The organism is Pseudomonas sp. NY15354, assembly GCF_048068075.1.
GTDB classification, from domain to species: Bacteria; Pseudomonadota; Gammaproteobacteria; order Pseudomonadales; family Pseudomonadaceae; genus Aquipseudomonas; species Aquipseudomonas guariconensis_C.
In genome coordinates, this window is sequence record NZ_JBLUPV010000042.1 from 19,743 (window position 1) to 32,035 (window position 12,293).

General features: G+C 59.7%; 14 protein-coding genes, 1 tRNA gene and 2 pseudogenes. 14 read left to right on the forward strand and 3 right to left on the reverse strand.

The genetic code is table 11. The features are described from left to right. Positions 1 to 134: 134 nt before the first annotated feature. The 13 genes from ruvC to ACNFCH_RS24445 all read left to right on the forward strand — a co-directional run bounded on the left by ruvC (position 135) and on the right by ACNFCH_RS24445 (position 9,544). Complete coding sequence (ruvC, locus tag ACNFCH_RS24385) at positions 135 to 659, forward strand: crossover junction endodeoxyribonuclease RuvC (protein WP_070094203.1); 525 nt, start codon at positions 135 to 137, stop codon at positions 657 to 659. Between the two features lie 108 nt (positions 660 to 767). Next, positions 768 to 1,385 (forward strand): Holliday junction branch migration protein RuvA, encoded by a 618-nt coding sequence (ruvA, locus tag ACNFCH_RS24390; RefSeq protein ID WP_070094202.1) that lies wholly within the window; start codon positions 768 to 770, stop codon positions 1,383 to 1,385. Next, positions 1,382 to 2,425, forward strand: a complete 1,044-nt coding sequence (gene ruvB, locus ACNFCH_RS24395) for a Holliday junction branch migration DNA helicase RuvB (RefSeq protein WP_070094201.1) — start codon at positions 1,382 to 1,384, stop codon at positions 2,423 to 2,425. The genes ruvA and ruvB overlap by 4 nt, the downstream gene beginning before the upstream one ends. Positions 2,426 to 2,550: 125 nt before the next feature. Then, positions 2,551 to 3,003 carry a tol-pal system-associated acyl-CoA thioesterase gene (ybgC, locus tag ACNFCH_RS24400; RefSeq protein WP_196162713.1) on the forward strand — a complete coding sequence of 151 codons (453 nt, stop codon included), beginning with the start codon at positions 2,551 to 2,553 and terminating at the stop codon, positions 3,001 to 3,003. Between the two features lie 2 nt (positions 3,004 to 3,005). After that, a complete protein-coding gene (gene tolQ / locus ACNFCH_RS24405; protein ID WP_043209509.1) occupies positions 3,006 to 3,701 on the forward strand; it encodes a protein TolQ in 696 nt (231 codons plus the stop codon). A 14-nt stretch (positions 3,702 to 3,715) separates the two neighbouring features. After that, positions 3,716 to 4,168: a protein TolR gene (tolR, locus tag ACNFCH_RS24410; protein ID WP_054890995.1), complete on the forward strand. Its 453-nt coding sequence runs from the start codon at positions 3,716 to 3,718 to the stop codon at positions 4,166 to 4,168. After that, positions 4,168 to 5,244 (forward strand): cell envelope integrity protein TolA, encoded by a 1,077-nt coding sequence (gene tolA, locus ACNFCH_RS24415; protein WP_337158052.1) that lies wholly within the window; start codon positions 4,168 to 4,170, stop codon positions 5,242 to 5,244. The genes tolR and tolA overlap by 1 nt, the downstream gene beginning before the upstream one ends. 26 nt (positions 5,245 to 5,270) lie before the next feature. Continuing rightward, positions 5,271 to 6,542, forward strand: coding sequence for a Tol-Pal system beta propeller repeat protein TolB (tolB, locus tag ACNFCH_RS24420; RefSeq protein WP_337158229.1), 1,272 nt, complete (start codon positions 5,271 to 5,273; stop codon positions 6,540 to 6,542). Positions 6,543 to 6,594: 52 nt separating this feature from the next. After that, entirely contained in the window at positions 6,595 to 7,095 is a 501-nt protein-coding gene (gene pal, locus ACNFCH_RS24425; protein ID WP_043209505.1) for a peptidoglycan-associated lipoprotein Pal, read from the forward strand. 6 nt (positions 7,096 to 7,101) lie between these two features. Next, complete coding sequence (gene ybgF / locus ACNFCH_RS24430) at positions 7,102 to 7,908, forward strand: tol-pal system protein YbgF (RefSeq protein WP_337158047.1); 807 nt, start codon at positions 7,102 to 7,104, stop codon at positions 7,906 to 7,908. 160 nt (positions 7,909 to 8,068) lie between these two features. Further along, complete coding sequence (gene queE / locus ACNFCH_RS24435; RefSeq protein ID WP_196162710.1) at positions 8,069 to 8,716, forward strand: 7-carboxy-7-deazaguanine synthase QueE; 648 nt, start codon at positions 8,069 to 8,071, stop codon at positions 8,714 to 8,716. A 16-nt stretch (positions 8,717 to 8,732) separates the two neighbouring features. Then, entirely contained in the window at positions 8,733 to 9,407 is a 675-nt protein-coding gene (gene queC / locus ACNFCH_RS24440) for a 7-cyano-7-deazaguanine synthase QueC (protein ID WP_230392761.1), read from the forward strand. Positions 9,408 to 9,468: 61 nt separating this feature from the next. Continuing rightward, positions 9,469 to 9,544 (forward strand) — tRNA-Lys (locus ACNFCH_RS24445). A gap of 341 nt (positions 9,545 to 9,885) precedes the next feature. Here the strand turns inward: ACNFCH_RS24445 and ACNFCH_RS24450 are convergent. From ACNFCH_RS24450 to ACNFCH_RS24460, 3 genes and pseudogenes are all read right to left on the reverse strand, one after another. After that, positions 9,886 to 10,659 (reverse strand): annotated as a pseudogene (locus tag ACNFCH_RS24450) (site-specific integrase); the annotation flags it as partial. Then, positions 10,646 to 11,056, reverse strand: a pseudogene (locus ACNFCH_RS24455) (conjugal transfer protein TraG N-terminal domain-containing protein); the annotation flags it as partial. The pseudogenes ACNFCH_RS24455 and ACNFCH_RS24450, both read right to left, overlap by 14 nt. Then, on the reverse strand, positions 11,053 to 11,469 hold the full coding sequence (locus ACNFCH_RS24460) for a DUF1525 domain-containing protein (protein WP_337158042.1): 417 nt from the start codon (positions 11,467 to 11,469) through the stop codon (positions 11,053 to 11,055). The gene ACNFCH_RS24460 and the pseudogene ACNFCH_RS24455, both read right to left, overlap by 4 nt. A 319-nt stretch (positions 11,470 to 11,788) precedes the next feature. Here ACNFCH_RS24460 and ACNFCH_RS24465 point away from each other — a divergent pair, with 319 nt between their 5' ends. Further along, positions 11,789 to 12,175, forward strand: a complete 387-nt coding sequence (locus tag ACNFCH_RS24465) for a GFA family protein (protein ID WP_416744228.1) — start codon at positions 11,789 to 11,791, stop codon at positions 12,173 to 12,175. The last annotated feature ends 118 nt before the right edge of the window (positions 12,176 to 12,293 follow it).

Genomic DNA, 12,293 nt, shown 5'->3' on the forward strand with positions numbered 1-12,293 from the left:
GGCCCTTTTGCAGGTAAACCCGCTCCCACAGTACCGCACCACATTCAGCGTCGGTGCAGTACCTGTGGGAGTGGGTTTACCCGCGAAAGGGCCGGTACAGTTTGCAGAGATGCATCAATTTTTCGACAGGCACTATGACTCTGATTCTTGGTATCGACCCCGGCTCGCGCATCACAGGTTTCGGAGTGGTGCGTCAGACGGCTCGCGGCTGCGAGTACGTGGCGTCTGGCTGTATCCGTACAGGCAGCGGGGAGTTGCACGAGCGGCTGCAGGTCGTGTTCCGTGGGGTGAGTGAGATCATTCGCCAGCACGGGCCGGTGACCATGGGCATCGAGCGGGTGTTCATGGCGCGTAACGCCGATTCGGCCCTCAAGCTCGGGCAGGCGCGTGGCGCAGCGATCGTCGCGGCTGCCGAGGCGGGCCTGGAGATCGCCGAATACAGCGCCAGTCAGGTCAAGCAGGCGGTGGCTGGGACCGGTGGCGCCAACAAGGAGCAGGTGATGCTGATGGTCATGCACCTGTTGAAGCTGACGCAAAAGCCGCAGGTGGATGCCTCCGATGCCCTGGCCATTGCCCTGTGTCATGCCCACACCCGCTCCAGCCTCATCCCTCATGGATTGACTACGGCCCGGCGACGCGGTGGACGCTTGCGTCTGTAGCCGCTTCATGCGCTGATACATATTTTGTGCGGGGGGAACAGTCTCCCCTTGCATTTGCTGATAGGGTGGACCGGTTTCTGGCCGGCACCCGAAGGAAAGGATCGGAACGTGATTGGACGTTTGCGCGGCACCCTGGCGGAAAAGCAGCCGCCGCACCTGATAGTCGATGTCAATGGCCTGGGCTATGAGCTGGAGGTGCCAATGACTACCTTGTACCGGTTGCCGAAAGTCGGTGAGCCGGTCACGTTGCACACCCACCTGGTGGTGCGTGAGGACGCCCATCTGCTCTATGGCTTTGCTGAAAAGCGTGAGCGCGAGCTGTTCCGCGAGCTCATTCGCCTCAATGGCGTCGGGCCAAAGCTGGCCCTGGCGTTGATGTCGGGCCTTGAGGTCGATGAACTGGTGCGCTGTGTGCAGGCTCAGGACGCTTCGGCGCTGGTGCGTGTGCCAGGGGTTGGCAAGAAGACCGCCGAACGCCTGCTGGTGGAACTCAAGGATCGCTTCAAAGCGTGGGAAACATCCCCCGCAATGTTCACCCTTGTCTCTGATGGCCCTATGCCTGTGAGCAGTGCCTCCAATGCCGAGGCCGATGCGGTCAGCGCTTTGATCTCCCTGGGCTACAAGCCCCAGGAGGCGAGCAAGGCTGTGGCTGCCATCGAGGGCAAGAGCGGCCTGAGCAGCGAGGAGCTGATTCGCCGCAGCCTTAAAGGAATGATCGCCAAGTGATCGAAACCGACCGACTGATCGCCGCCAGTGGCCGCGACCGCGAAGAAATCCAGGACCGTGCGATCCGCCCTCTGAGCCTGGACGAGTATATTGGCCAGCCGGTGGTGCGCGAGCAGATGGCGTTGTTCATCCAGGCGGCGCGCGGTCGCAATGAGTCGCTTGACCACACCTTGATCTTCGGGCCGCCGGGCCTGGGCAAGACCACGCTGGCCAACATCATCGCCCAGGAAATGGGCGTGTCGGTCAAGAGTACCTCGGGGCCAATTCTGGAGCGCCCGGGCGATCTGGCGGCAATGCTGACCAATCTGGAGCCCCATGACGTGCTGTTCATCGACGAGATCCATCGGCTGTCGCCGGTCGTCGAGGAGGTGCTGTATCCGGCGATGGAAGACTTCCAGCTGGACATCATGATCGGCGAGGGGCCGGCGGCGCGATCGATCAAACTCGATCTGCCACCGTTCACCCTGGTCGGTGCAACCACCCGTGCCGGCATGCTGACCAATCCGCTGCGCGACCGCTTCGGCATCGTTCAGCGCCTGGAGTTCTACAGCAACAAGGACCTGGCGACCATCGTCAGCCGCTCGGCCAACATCCTCGGGTTGTCCATCGAGGACCAGGGGGCCTACGAGATCGCCCGTCGTGCCCGCGGCACGCCGCGTATCGCCAACCGCCTGTTGCGCCGCGTGCGCGACTATGCCGAGGTGCGTGGCAAGGGGCAGATCACCAAGGCGGTGGCGGACATGGCGCTGAACCTGCTGGATGTCGATGAGCGTGGCTTCGACCACTCCGACCGTCGCCTGCTGCTGACCATGATCGAGAAGTTCGATGGCGGTCCGGTGGGGGTCGACAACCTGGCCGCGGCCATCAGCGAGGAGCGACACACCATCGAGGACGTGCTCGAGCCATACCTGATCCAGCAGGGCTACATCATGCGCACGCCACGTGGGCGCGTGGTCACCCGTCATGCCTACTTGCACTTCGGCCTGAACATTCCAGGGCGCTTCGCCGAGGGCGGAGAATTTTCCGATCCCGATGAATGACAGATCGAATCATGGTTTTCGTGGTCCTACCGCTGGCACGCTCTCGGCGCGCTGGCAATAAGACATTATCGATGTAAAAACAGTTGCCAGGGCGGATTGGCAAGCTGAGGAGTAAGCACTAGAGTATGCGCGCGCAAAATGGCCTGGAACCGTTCGCTCACCGCTGTCGCGTCTATTACGAGGACACCGATGCCGGTGGCGTGGTGTATTACGTCAACTATCTGAAATTCATGGAGCGGGCGCGTACCGAGCGACTGCGGCACCTGGGGTTTTCCCAGTCCGAGCTTGCCGGCCAGAACCTGTTGTTCGTGGTCCATTCCAGCGAAGCGCGTTATCACGCGCCGGCGCGGTTGGACGACCAACTGCGGGTGACCGCGCAAGTGCTTGAATTGAACCGCGCCAGCCTGCGCTTCGTGCAGCAGGTCTGGCGGGAAAAGGATGAAACACTGCTCTGCGAAGGGCAGTTCCTGGTGGCCGCCGTGCGCGCCGACACTTTCAAACCCCGGGCCATTCCCCCAGAACTGCGCGACGCCTTCCTGGCGGACGGCACGGGTACTCAATCGAACGCAGGAGAATAAGCGTGGAAGCTAACGTCGTCGACCATACCTCCATGTGGAGTCTGGTCAGCAATGCCAGTGTGGTGGTACAGCTGGTCATGCTGACCCTGGTGGCCGCTTCGGTCACTTCATGGATCATGATCTTCCAGCGCAGCACCATGCTGCGCGCCGGTCGTCGTGCGCTGGATGCCTTCGAGGAGCGCTTCTGGTCGGGCATCGACCTGTCCAAGCTGTATCGTCAGGCAGGCAGCAATCCTGATCCGGATTCGGGCGTGGAGCAGGTGTTCCGTGCCGGCTTCAAGGAGTTTTCGCGTCTGCGCCAGCAGCCGGGTGTCGACCCGGATGCCGTCATGGAAGGGGTAGGGCGTGCCATGCGCGTGGCTATTTCCCGTGAGGAAGAAAAGCTCGAGCAGAGCTTGCCGTTCCTTGCCACCGTCGGTTCCACCAGCCCGTACATCGGCCTGTTCGGTACCGTCTGGGGCATCATGAACTCCTTCCGCGGCCTGGCCTCGGCCCAGCAGGCGACCCTGGCCACTGTGGCCCCCGGCATCGCCGAGGCTCTGATCGCTACCGCGATCGGCCTGTTCGCCGCGATCCCGGCGGTCATTGCCTACAACCGTTTCTCCGCCCGCAGCGAAGTGCTGATCGGCCGTTACTACACGTTCGCCGACGAATTCCAGGCAATCCTGCACCGCAAAGTGCACACCAGCGAAGAGTAATCAGGTAGAAGCCCATGGCCCGAGTTCGCCACAAACGCAAGCCGGTCGCCGAGATGAACGTGGTGCCCTACATCGACGTGATGCTGGTGCTGCTGGTCATCTTCATGGTGACCGCCCCCATGCTCAACCAGGGGGTGAAGGTCGACCTGCCCAAGGTTTCCAGCGAAGCCTTGCCCCAGGACAACAACGTTCAGATCCTGACCATCTCGATCAAGGCCGACAAGACCTACTACTGGAACCTCGGTAGCGAAGTCGATACCGACAAACAGATGGACAAGGCCATGACCTTGCCGGAAATGACCAACGCGGTGACGAAGATCATCGCCGCCGGTCGTGACCAGGGCAAGCAGACCCAGGTCTTCATTCGTGGCGACAAGGCCGTCGACTACGGCGCGGTCATGGGTGCCATGGGCGGGTTGCAGAAGGCCGGTGTCGGTAACGTTGGCCTGATTACCGAGGCGCCCTGATGCAACAGCGAGAGCCATCCGCCTCGGAAAGCTACTTCTGGCCCACTGTCTGGGCCATCGGCTTGCATGTTCTGGTGTTTGCGATGCTGTTCGTCAGCTTCGCCATGACCCCGGAGTTGCCGCCGTCCAAGCCGATCGTCCAGGCTACGCTCTATCAGCTCAAGTCCAAGAGTCAGGCGACCACCCAGACCAATCAGAAGATTGCCGGGGAAGCGAAGAAAACCGCATCGCGTCAGACCGAAGTCGAGCAGCTGGAGCAGAAGAAGGTCGAGCAGGAAGCTGTGAAGGCCGCGGAACAAAAGAAAGCCGACGCTGCTCAAAAGGCCGAGGAGGCCCGCGAAGCCGCCGAAGCGAAGAAGGCCGAGGAGGCCGCCAAGGCCGCTGAAGCCAAGAAGGCTGCCGAAGCCAAGAAAGCCGAGGAGGCGAAGAAAGCCGCTGAGAAGCAGCAGGCCGATATCGCCAAGAAGAAGGCTGAGGAAGAGGCCAAGAAGAAAGCCGAGGAAGAAGCCAAGAAGCAGGCCGCCGAGGAGGCTAAGAAGAAAGCCGCCGAAGAGGCCAAGAAGAAAGCAGCCGAGGACGCCAAAAAGAAAGCGGCGGCCGAGGACGCGAAGAAGAAGGCAGCCGAAGACGCCAAGAAGAAGGCGGCGGCGGAGGCCCAGAAGAAAAAGGCGCAGGAAGCGGCCCGCAAGGCGGCAGAAGACAAGAAAGCCCAGGCCTTGGCCGAGCTGTTGTCCGACACCACTGAGCGGCAGCAAGCCCTGGCCGATGAACGTGGCGATGAAGTGGCCGGCGATTTCGACGACCTGATTCGCTTGCGAGCAGCCGAAGGGTGGGCGCGTCCGCCGTCCGCACGCAGGGGCATGACGGTAGTCCTGCAGATCAACATGCTGCCCGATGGCACCATCACCAACGTCAGCGTTGCCCGCTCCAGTGGTGACGGTCCGTTCGACAGTTCGGCGGTGGCAGCAGTGAAGAACATTGGTCGTTTGACCGAAATGCAGGGCTTGAAGCCGAACGAGTTCAATCCGTACCGTTCATTCAAGATGACATTTACACCTGAGGATCTAGCGTTGTGATTAAACGTCTGAGAGGACTGCTGGTCATGCTCTGCTGCGTGGCAGGTATGGCCGTGGCAGAGGAAAAGAACATCCTGGTCACCAGCGGCAGCGATCGGGCGACTCCGATCGCGGTAGTGCCGTTCGGTCTGCAGGGTGGTAGCGTGTTGCCCGAGGACATGGCCGAGATCATCGGCAATGACCTGCGCAACTCCGGCTACTATTCGCCCATTCCACGGCAGAACATGATCAGCCAGCCGACCCAGGCCAGCGAAGTCATCTTCCGCGACTGGAAAGCGCTGGGTGCCCAGTACGTGATGGTTGGCAGCATCGTGCCGTCCGGCGGCCGTCTGCAGGTGCAGTACGCCCTGTTCAACGTGGCCACCGAACAGCAAGTGCTGACCGGTAGCGTTGCCGGTGGCGTCGACCAGTTGCGCGACATGTCGCACTACATCGCCGACCAGTCGTTCGAGAAGCTCACCGGCATCAAGGGGGCATTCTCCACTCGCATGCTGTACGTGACTGCCGAGCGCTTCTCCGCCAACAACACCCGTTACACCCTGCAGCGTTCGGACTATGACGGCGCCCGCGCCGTTACCCTGCTGCAATCGCGTGAGCCGATTCTGTCGCCGCGTTTCGCGCCGGACGGCAAGCGTATTGCCTATGTCTCGTTCGAACAGAAGCGTCCGCGTATCTTCGTTCAACACATCGATACCGGTCGCCGTGAGCAGGTCACCAACTTCGAAGGTCTCAACGGGGCTCCGGCCTGGTCGCCGGACGGTTCGCGCCTGGCCTTCGTGCTGTCCAAGGACGGCAACCCGGACATCTATGTGATGAACATGGGGTCGCGCCAGATCAGCCGTGTGACTGCGGGCCCTGGTATCAACACCGAGCCGTTCTGGGGCAAGGATGGCAATACCCTGTACTTCACCTCCGACCGTGGCGGCAAGCCGCAGGTCTACAAGACTTCGGTCAGTGGTGGTGGCGCCGAGCGTGTAACGTTCGTGGGTAACTACAATGCCAACCCGAAACTGTCGGCAGATGAAAAGACCTTGGTGATGATCCATCGCCAACAGGGCTTCACCAACTTCAAAGTGGCTGCCCAAGACCTGCAGCGCGGAAGTGTAAAGATTCTGTCGGACACCAGTCTTGATGAGTCTCCCACTGTCGCGCCTAACGGCACCATGCTAATCTACGCCACCCGCCAGCAGGGCCGGGGAGTCTTGATGCTCGTCTCTCTCAACGGACGCGTGAGGCTCCCGCTTCCTACCGCTCAAGGCGAAGTCAGAGAACCGTCCTGGTCCCCTTACCTGAACTGATGCGGCGTAATACTTTTGCTTAACACACTGGGGTTTCATTAGGAGTTTCACGATGGAAATGCTGAAGTTTGGTAAATTCGCTGCGCTGGCTCTGGCCATGGCCGTAGCTGTAGGTTGCTCCTCCAAGGGCGGTGACAACGCTGGCGAAGGCGCCGCTGTTGATCCTAACGCTGGCTACGGTGCCAACACTGGCGCTGTCGACGGCAGCCTGAGCGAAGAAGCCGCCCTGCGCGCAATCACCACCTTCTACTTCGAATACGACAGCTCGGACCTGAAGCCAGAAGCCATGCGCGCTCTGGACGTTCACGCCAAGGACCTGAAAGCCAACGGCAACCGTGTTGTTCTGGAAGGCCACACCGACGAGCGCGGTACTCGCGAGTACAACATGGCGCTGGGCGAGCGTCGTGCCAAGGCCGTTCAGCGCTACCTGGTTCTGCAGGGCGTTTCCCCTGCTCAGCTGGAACTGGTTTCCTACGGCGAAGAGCGTCCAGTTGCCACCGGCAACGACGAGCAGTCCTGGGCTCAGAACCGTCGCGTAGAACTGCGTAAGTAAGTTCTTATGCGTATGTGCCGTCGTGCTGTAACCGTCCTCGCACTCAGCCTGCCGCTCGCGGCATGGGCTGAGATTCCTGTAGTAGATGACAACGCAGGTGGTTATCCACCTGCGGGTTATGGCACGAGCGGCGCCTATGCCGGAGCAGGGGCTTCGGCCCCTGCTTCTGCACAGGGCCAGCTGTTCATGCAGCTGCAACAGATGCAGGATCAGATTTCCCGCCAGCAAGGCATCATCGAAGAGCTGCAGAACGATGTCGCCCGCATGAAGCAGGAGAACCTGGAGCGTTACCAGGATCTGGACCGTCGCATCAACAGCGGTGTCGCACCTGCCGCGACCCCCGAGAATTCTTCCACCGGTGGCGCCTCCAATGCCGCCGCCGGTGCCGCTGCTGGCGCTGCGGCCCAACAACCGGCCGTCAGCAGCGAACCTGGTGATCCGGCGAAAGAGAAGCTCTACTACGACGCAGCTTTCGACCTGATCAAGCAGAAGGACTTCGACAAGGCCAGCCAGGCCTTCGGCGCCTTCCTGCGCAAGTACCCCAACAGCCAGTACGCCGGCAATGCCCAATACTGGCTGGGTGAAGTGAACCTGGCCAAGGGCGACCTGCAAGGCGCCAGCCAGGCTTTTGCCAAGGTCGGTCAGCTGTACCCCAAGCACAGCAAGGTACCTGACTCGCTGTACAAGCTCGCAGATGTCGAGCGCCGCATGGGTCACACCGACAAGGTCAAGGGCATCCTTCAGCAGGTCATTACCCAGTACCCCGGCACTTCTGCCGCGCAACTGGCCCAGCGTGACCTGCAAAAGCTCTGAGTGTTGCCATTCGAAAGAAACCCGCGCTTGTCGCGGGTTTTTTCGTTAGAATCTTGGCCCTTTTTTCGTAAACACGCTGGTGCGGATAACGCTATGTCGAGTCCGCGACAGTGCCTGACGGAGGCGGACAGCCTGTTTAGCTGTCACGCCCGTGGCGATCATGCAAGACACATTACGCATCACCGAAGTCTTTTACTCCTTGCAGGGTGAAACACGAACGGCTGGGCTACCCACCGTATTCGTGCGCCTCACAGGCTGCCCTCTGCGCTGTCAGTACTGTGACAGTGCCTATGCGTTCAGCGGCGGCACCGTTCGTACCCTCGACGACATTCTTGAGCAAGTGGCGGGGTTCCGGCCGCGCTATGTCTGTGTGACCGGTGGCGAGCCCTTGGCCCAGCCCAACGCGTTGCCGTTGCTCCGGCGTCTGTGCGATGCCGGCTACGAAGTGTCCTTGGAGACCAGTGGTGCTCTGGACATCGCCCAGGTCGATCCTCGGGTCAGCCGCGTGGTCGATCTGAAGACCCCCGGCTCGGAGGAGTCGCACCGTAACCGCTACGAGAACATCGAGCTGCTGACCGGTAACGATCAGGTCAAGTTCGTCATCTGCTCTCGGGAGGACTACGACTGGGCAGTCTCCAAACTGATCCAGTACAACCTGGCGCAGCGCGCGGGTGAAGTGCTGTTTTCACCCAGCCACCATCAGGTGAGCGCCACGGACCTGGCTGATTGGATCGTCGCCGACAACCTGCCTGTACGCTTCCAGTTGCAGTTGCACAAACTGCTGTGGAATGACGAACCGGGACGCTGACACGAGGAGTATGAACATGACTGATAAACGCGCAGTAATCCTGCTCTCCGGTGGTCTGGACTCGGCCACTGTGGTCGCCATGGCCAAGGCCGAAGGCTATAGCTGCTACACCATGAGTTTCGACTACGGTCAGCGTCATCGTGCCGAGCTCAACGCGGCGGCGCGTGTTGCCCGTGATCTGGGCGTGGTCGAGCACAAGGTGATCGGCCTGAACCTCGATGGTATTGGTGGCTCGGCCTTGACCGACACCAGTATCGATGTGCCGGAGGCGCCTGGCGAAGGTATCCCGGTCACCTACGTGCCGGCGCGCAATACCGTGTTCCTGTCCCTGGCCCTGGGGTGGGCTGAGGTACTGGGTGCCCGTGACATCTTCATTGGTGTCAATGCCGTGGATTACTCGGGATACCCGGACTGCCGTCCCGAGTTCGTAGAGGCCTTCGAACGCATGGCCAATCTGGCCACCAAGGCGGGGGTGGAGGGGCAGGGCTTCCGTATCCAGGCGCCTTTGCAGAACCTCAGCAAGGCGCAGATCGTCCAGGCCGGTATCGCCCGTGGCGTGGACTACAGCTTGACCGTTTCCTGCTACCAGGCGGACGACGAGGGGCGCGCCTGTGGCAAATGCGACAGTTGCCGCTTGCGCGCCGATGGCTTCACGGCAGCCGGTGTGGCGGACCCAACCCGTTATTTTTGAAAAAAGTACCGATGGGGTGTTGATTTCTCGTTAGAAATCAGTATTATACGCGCCATCCAACGGGTCGTTAGCTCAGTTGGTAGAGCAGTTGGCTTTTAACCAATTGGTCGTAGGTTCGAATCCTACACGACCCACCATATTCACAGCGGTACGTGATTCTAGAGAAGGAAGGCCTCCACAGCCATGTCTAGTCTTGCAGCCGTCTGGAGCGAACCTTAGGCTCGCTTCGATGTGATGTCAATATGGAATAGCCCGCCGCTTATGGCGGGTTTTTCCGTTTCTGGGTCAAAAAACTCAATGACTTAGCAGCTTTCAGGGCTGTTTCAGTGCGTCTTCGTTTTGGATGCGCAGAGGCTTATAAAGCGCGCAGCCAAAGGCATGGCGCCGGATTTCCAGCACCATTCATTGAGGCAGCACTTTCCTACCCCGCCAGCTTAGCGTTGCTCGTAATGGCTGATTGCCATTCGTCGGCAAAGCGCTATGGAGAGGCTCTAGCGGAGTACATCGAGCGTGTGTCAGAAGATGAAGCGCAGATGAAAGGTGTTGCTCCAGCATTCCTCGATATCAGGTTGAACAGCAGGTTAGGACTGAACATCTCTTCTGGGGGATGCAGTGTGCTGGGGCAGATCTCGTTGTTGGACAGCAGACGCAGGCCTGGTTCAGGTCCTCCACCACCATGATGATTCTGCGCCTCAGCTCGACGTCGTCCCGACTCTACACGTGCCTGCGCTTGACCGGCCCTTGCGGACGGCGCCCCACTTTCGTCAGCGCGCCTGACCAAATGCAAAGCACCCTGTTGGACACTGCGCTGATGCAGCACGTCTCTCATGTGGTCGTAATCGGCCTCGATGTAACTCATCGTTGTGGCGATGTTCGAGTGGTTCAGCAGGTTTTTGGTGACGTGGATGTTCCTTTCCGGCTGTTTCATCAGGTCGGTGGCCAGTGTGTGCCTGAATCGGTGCGGTGTCATACGCACGCTGAGCTTCTCGATCAGCTTCTTGTACATCGCCTCGACTTGATCGGAGGTCATGACAGACCCCCTGTAGTGCCTCGAGAATCGGTTGACGTTGAACAACTGATCCCTAGGCTGGAATCCAAAACGATCAGCTTCGTCCAGCAGCCGCCAGATATGCGGCGCAAGCCCGTCAACAATCGGGATGCGGAACTCTCGGTGGGTCTTCTCAGTTTCCCCACGGACCAGGATTAGCTGGTTGTCCCAGTCGATATCTTGGCGACGTATGCACAGCAGAGCACCAGACAGGGATCCTAGCGCTCTTGCCTGCCAGGGAGCTGAAGGTGGTGCTCCAGCCCGTCTCTGAGGGGGCCGGGGTCATTACCTGGCACTGTTTAGCGCGCTGCTGATCGAAAGCGAGGGTATCGAAGCCGACCGATACCAGTGGAATCGCGCACATCAACACGACGACGTAGCCAACGTAGAGCTTCGTTTCGATACGGGCCAGTGACAGCACGCCCTTGTTGCCCTCGTCAGCGCCTTCACCGCGGACCTTGATCCATTCTTGTGCCACGATGATGATGAAGGGCAGGGCGAAGAGACCCGTGTCCGAGATCATGTCCCAGATCCCGTTGTTGATCAGCCAGCCCACGATGGTCAGGTAATACTCTAGGTAGTCATTGGTGTAGAGCGTCATACGACCTCCAACCAGGCGATCGGGGCCTTGGCGATTTCAATAATCACGAAGAGCAAGATGACCAGGCCTTCTACCCGCCGGCGGCGATTCGAGGTCACATCGGATTGGTCCAGCGGAAGGCGATCGCGCACTTTCAGCCAGCCCACGATCACTACGGCATAGAGACAGGGTTCAGGACTATTCAACAGTTGCTGTGCGGCTATGGTGGCTTGTTGTGGGTTGAAGGGTAGTGACCGAGACAAATGCTCCTCGAGGCGCTGCTGGTCGTCCAACCGGATGAGGCGTACACCTGGTGGTACGTTCAGCGGATGTGAAGAGTCTGTGATTGCCCAGGTTTCGGCCTGGACGTTGCTGACGGAGGCCAGGACGCCGAATAGAGCTGCGGCAGGCCAATAGGGCTGGAAAGGGGGCATGGTGCTGCACCTGGTGGTTGAACAGGTACAGCACACCGCATCCGGTCAGGCTGAGCAGTAGGAAATAGATATCTGCTGTGCTGGGAATTTCTGCTTGGAAACTGGCAGATGAGAAATTGAAACCCACTTAACCAACCGTTGCACTGACACTGACCCGTCGGTTGCATTCGATTTGACGAGCGCACTGCACGTCCTTGACCGGTAGGTGCCGACCGATTGCAGCCCTTCGTTGGAGGACAGCTATCGGCCAGACGCAGTCAGTCGACTGATCGGATGAGGATGATTAAGCTGACATATTTTCACGTACACGGACGGGCGTATGACTGAGAGCTACCAGGGGAGTTGCTTATGCGCGCGGGTTAAGTACGAGCTAACCGGTCCACCCAAAGCCGTAAGTCATTGTCATTGCAGCCAGTGTCGCAAAGGGCACGGAGCATTATTCGCTTCGTACGGTAGCGTACCTCGCAGCGCGCTTCGAATACTGCAGGGTTCCAGTTGCATCAAAACCTATGCCTCTTCAGGGCAAGTCGTGCGCAAGTTTTGCATGGAGTGTGGTTCGACATTGTTCTGGTCACAGTCGCATGGGAAGTTCGCCGACTGGGTTTCGATAGCTTTGGGAACGTTCGATACACCCTACATGCCACACAAGCAAAAACATGTACATGCTGATTTCGCATTCCGGTGGTACACGCCAGTAAGCGATTGACAGCTTTCGACCCAGGCTGTGTGAAAACGCAAGTAAGTACGTCGAGTAGCGAAAGAAGCTGGGGCACCCTGTCAATTCAGCAGATCTAAGTGCTGATCTACCTCAGTTGGGCACCGGA

Bases quoted from the DNA above. Each gene is read 5' to 3' on its own strand.
- ruvC (WP_070094203.1), top strand. From the start codon at position 135: ATGACTCTGATTCTTGGTATCGACCCCGGCTCGCGCATCACAGGTTTC.
- ybgC (WP_196162713.1), top strand. From the start codon at position 2,551: ATGCGCGCGCAAAATGGCCTGGAACCGTTCGCTCACCGCTGTCGCGTC.
- tolR (WP_054890995.1), top strand. From the start codon at position 3,716: ATGGCCCGAGTTCGCCACAAACGCAAGCCGGTCGCCGAGATGAACGTG.
- tolA (WP_337158052.1), top strand. From the start codon at position 4,168: ATGCAACAGCGAGAGCCATCCGCCTCGGAAAGCTACTTCTGGCCCACT.
- tolB (WP_337158229.1), top strand. From the start codon at position 5,271: ATGCTCTGCTGCGTGGCAGGTATGGCCGTGGCAGAGGAAAAGAACATC.
- pal (WP_043209505.1), top strand. From the start codon at position 6,595: ATGGAAATGCTGAAGTTTGGTAAATTCGCTGCGCTGGCTCTGGCCATG.
- ybgF (WP_337158047.1), top strand. From the start codon at position 7,102: ATGCGTATGTGCCGTCGTGCTGTAACCGTCCTCGCACTCAGCCTGCCG.
- queE (WP_196162710.1), top strand. From the start codon at position 8,069: ATGCAAGACACATTACGCATCACCGAAGTCTTTTACTCCTTGCAGGGT.
- queC (WP_230392761.1), top strand. From the start codon at position 8,733: ATGACTGATAAACGCGCAGTAATCCTGCTCTCCGGTGGTCTGGACTCG.
- ACNFCH_RS24460 (WP_337158042.1), bottom strand. From the start codon at position 11,469: ATGCCCCCTTTCCAGCCCTATTGGCCTGCCGCAGCTCTATTCGGCGTC.
- ACNFCH_RS24465 (WP_416744228.1), top strand. From the start codon at position 11,789: ATGACTGAGAGCTACCAGGGGAGTTGCTTATGCGCGCGGGTTAAGTAC.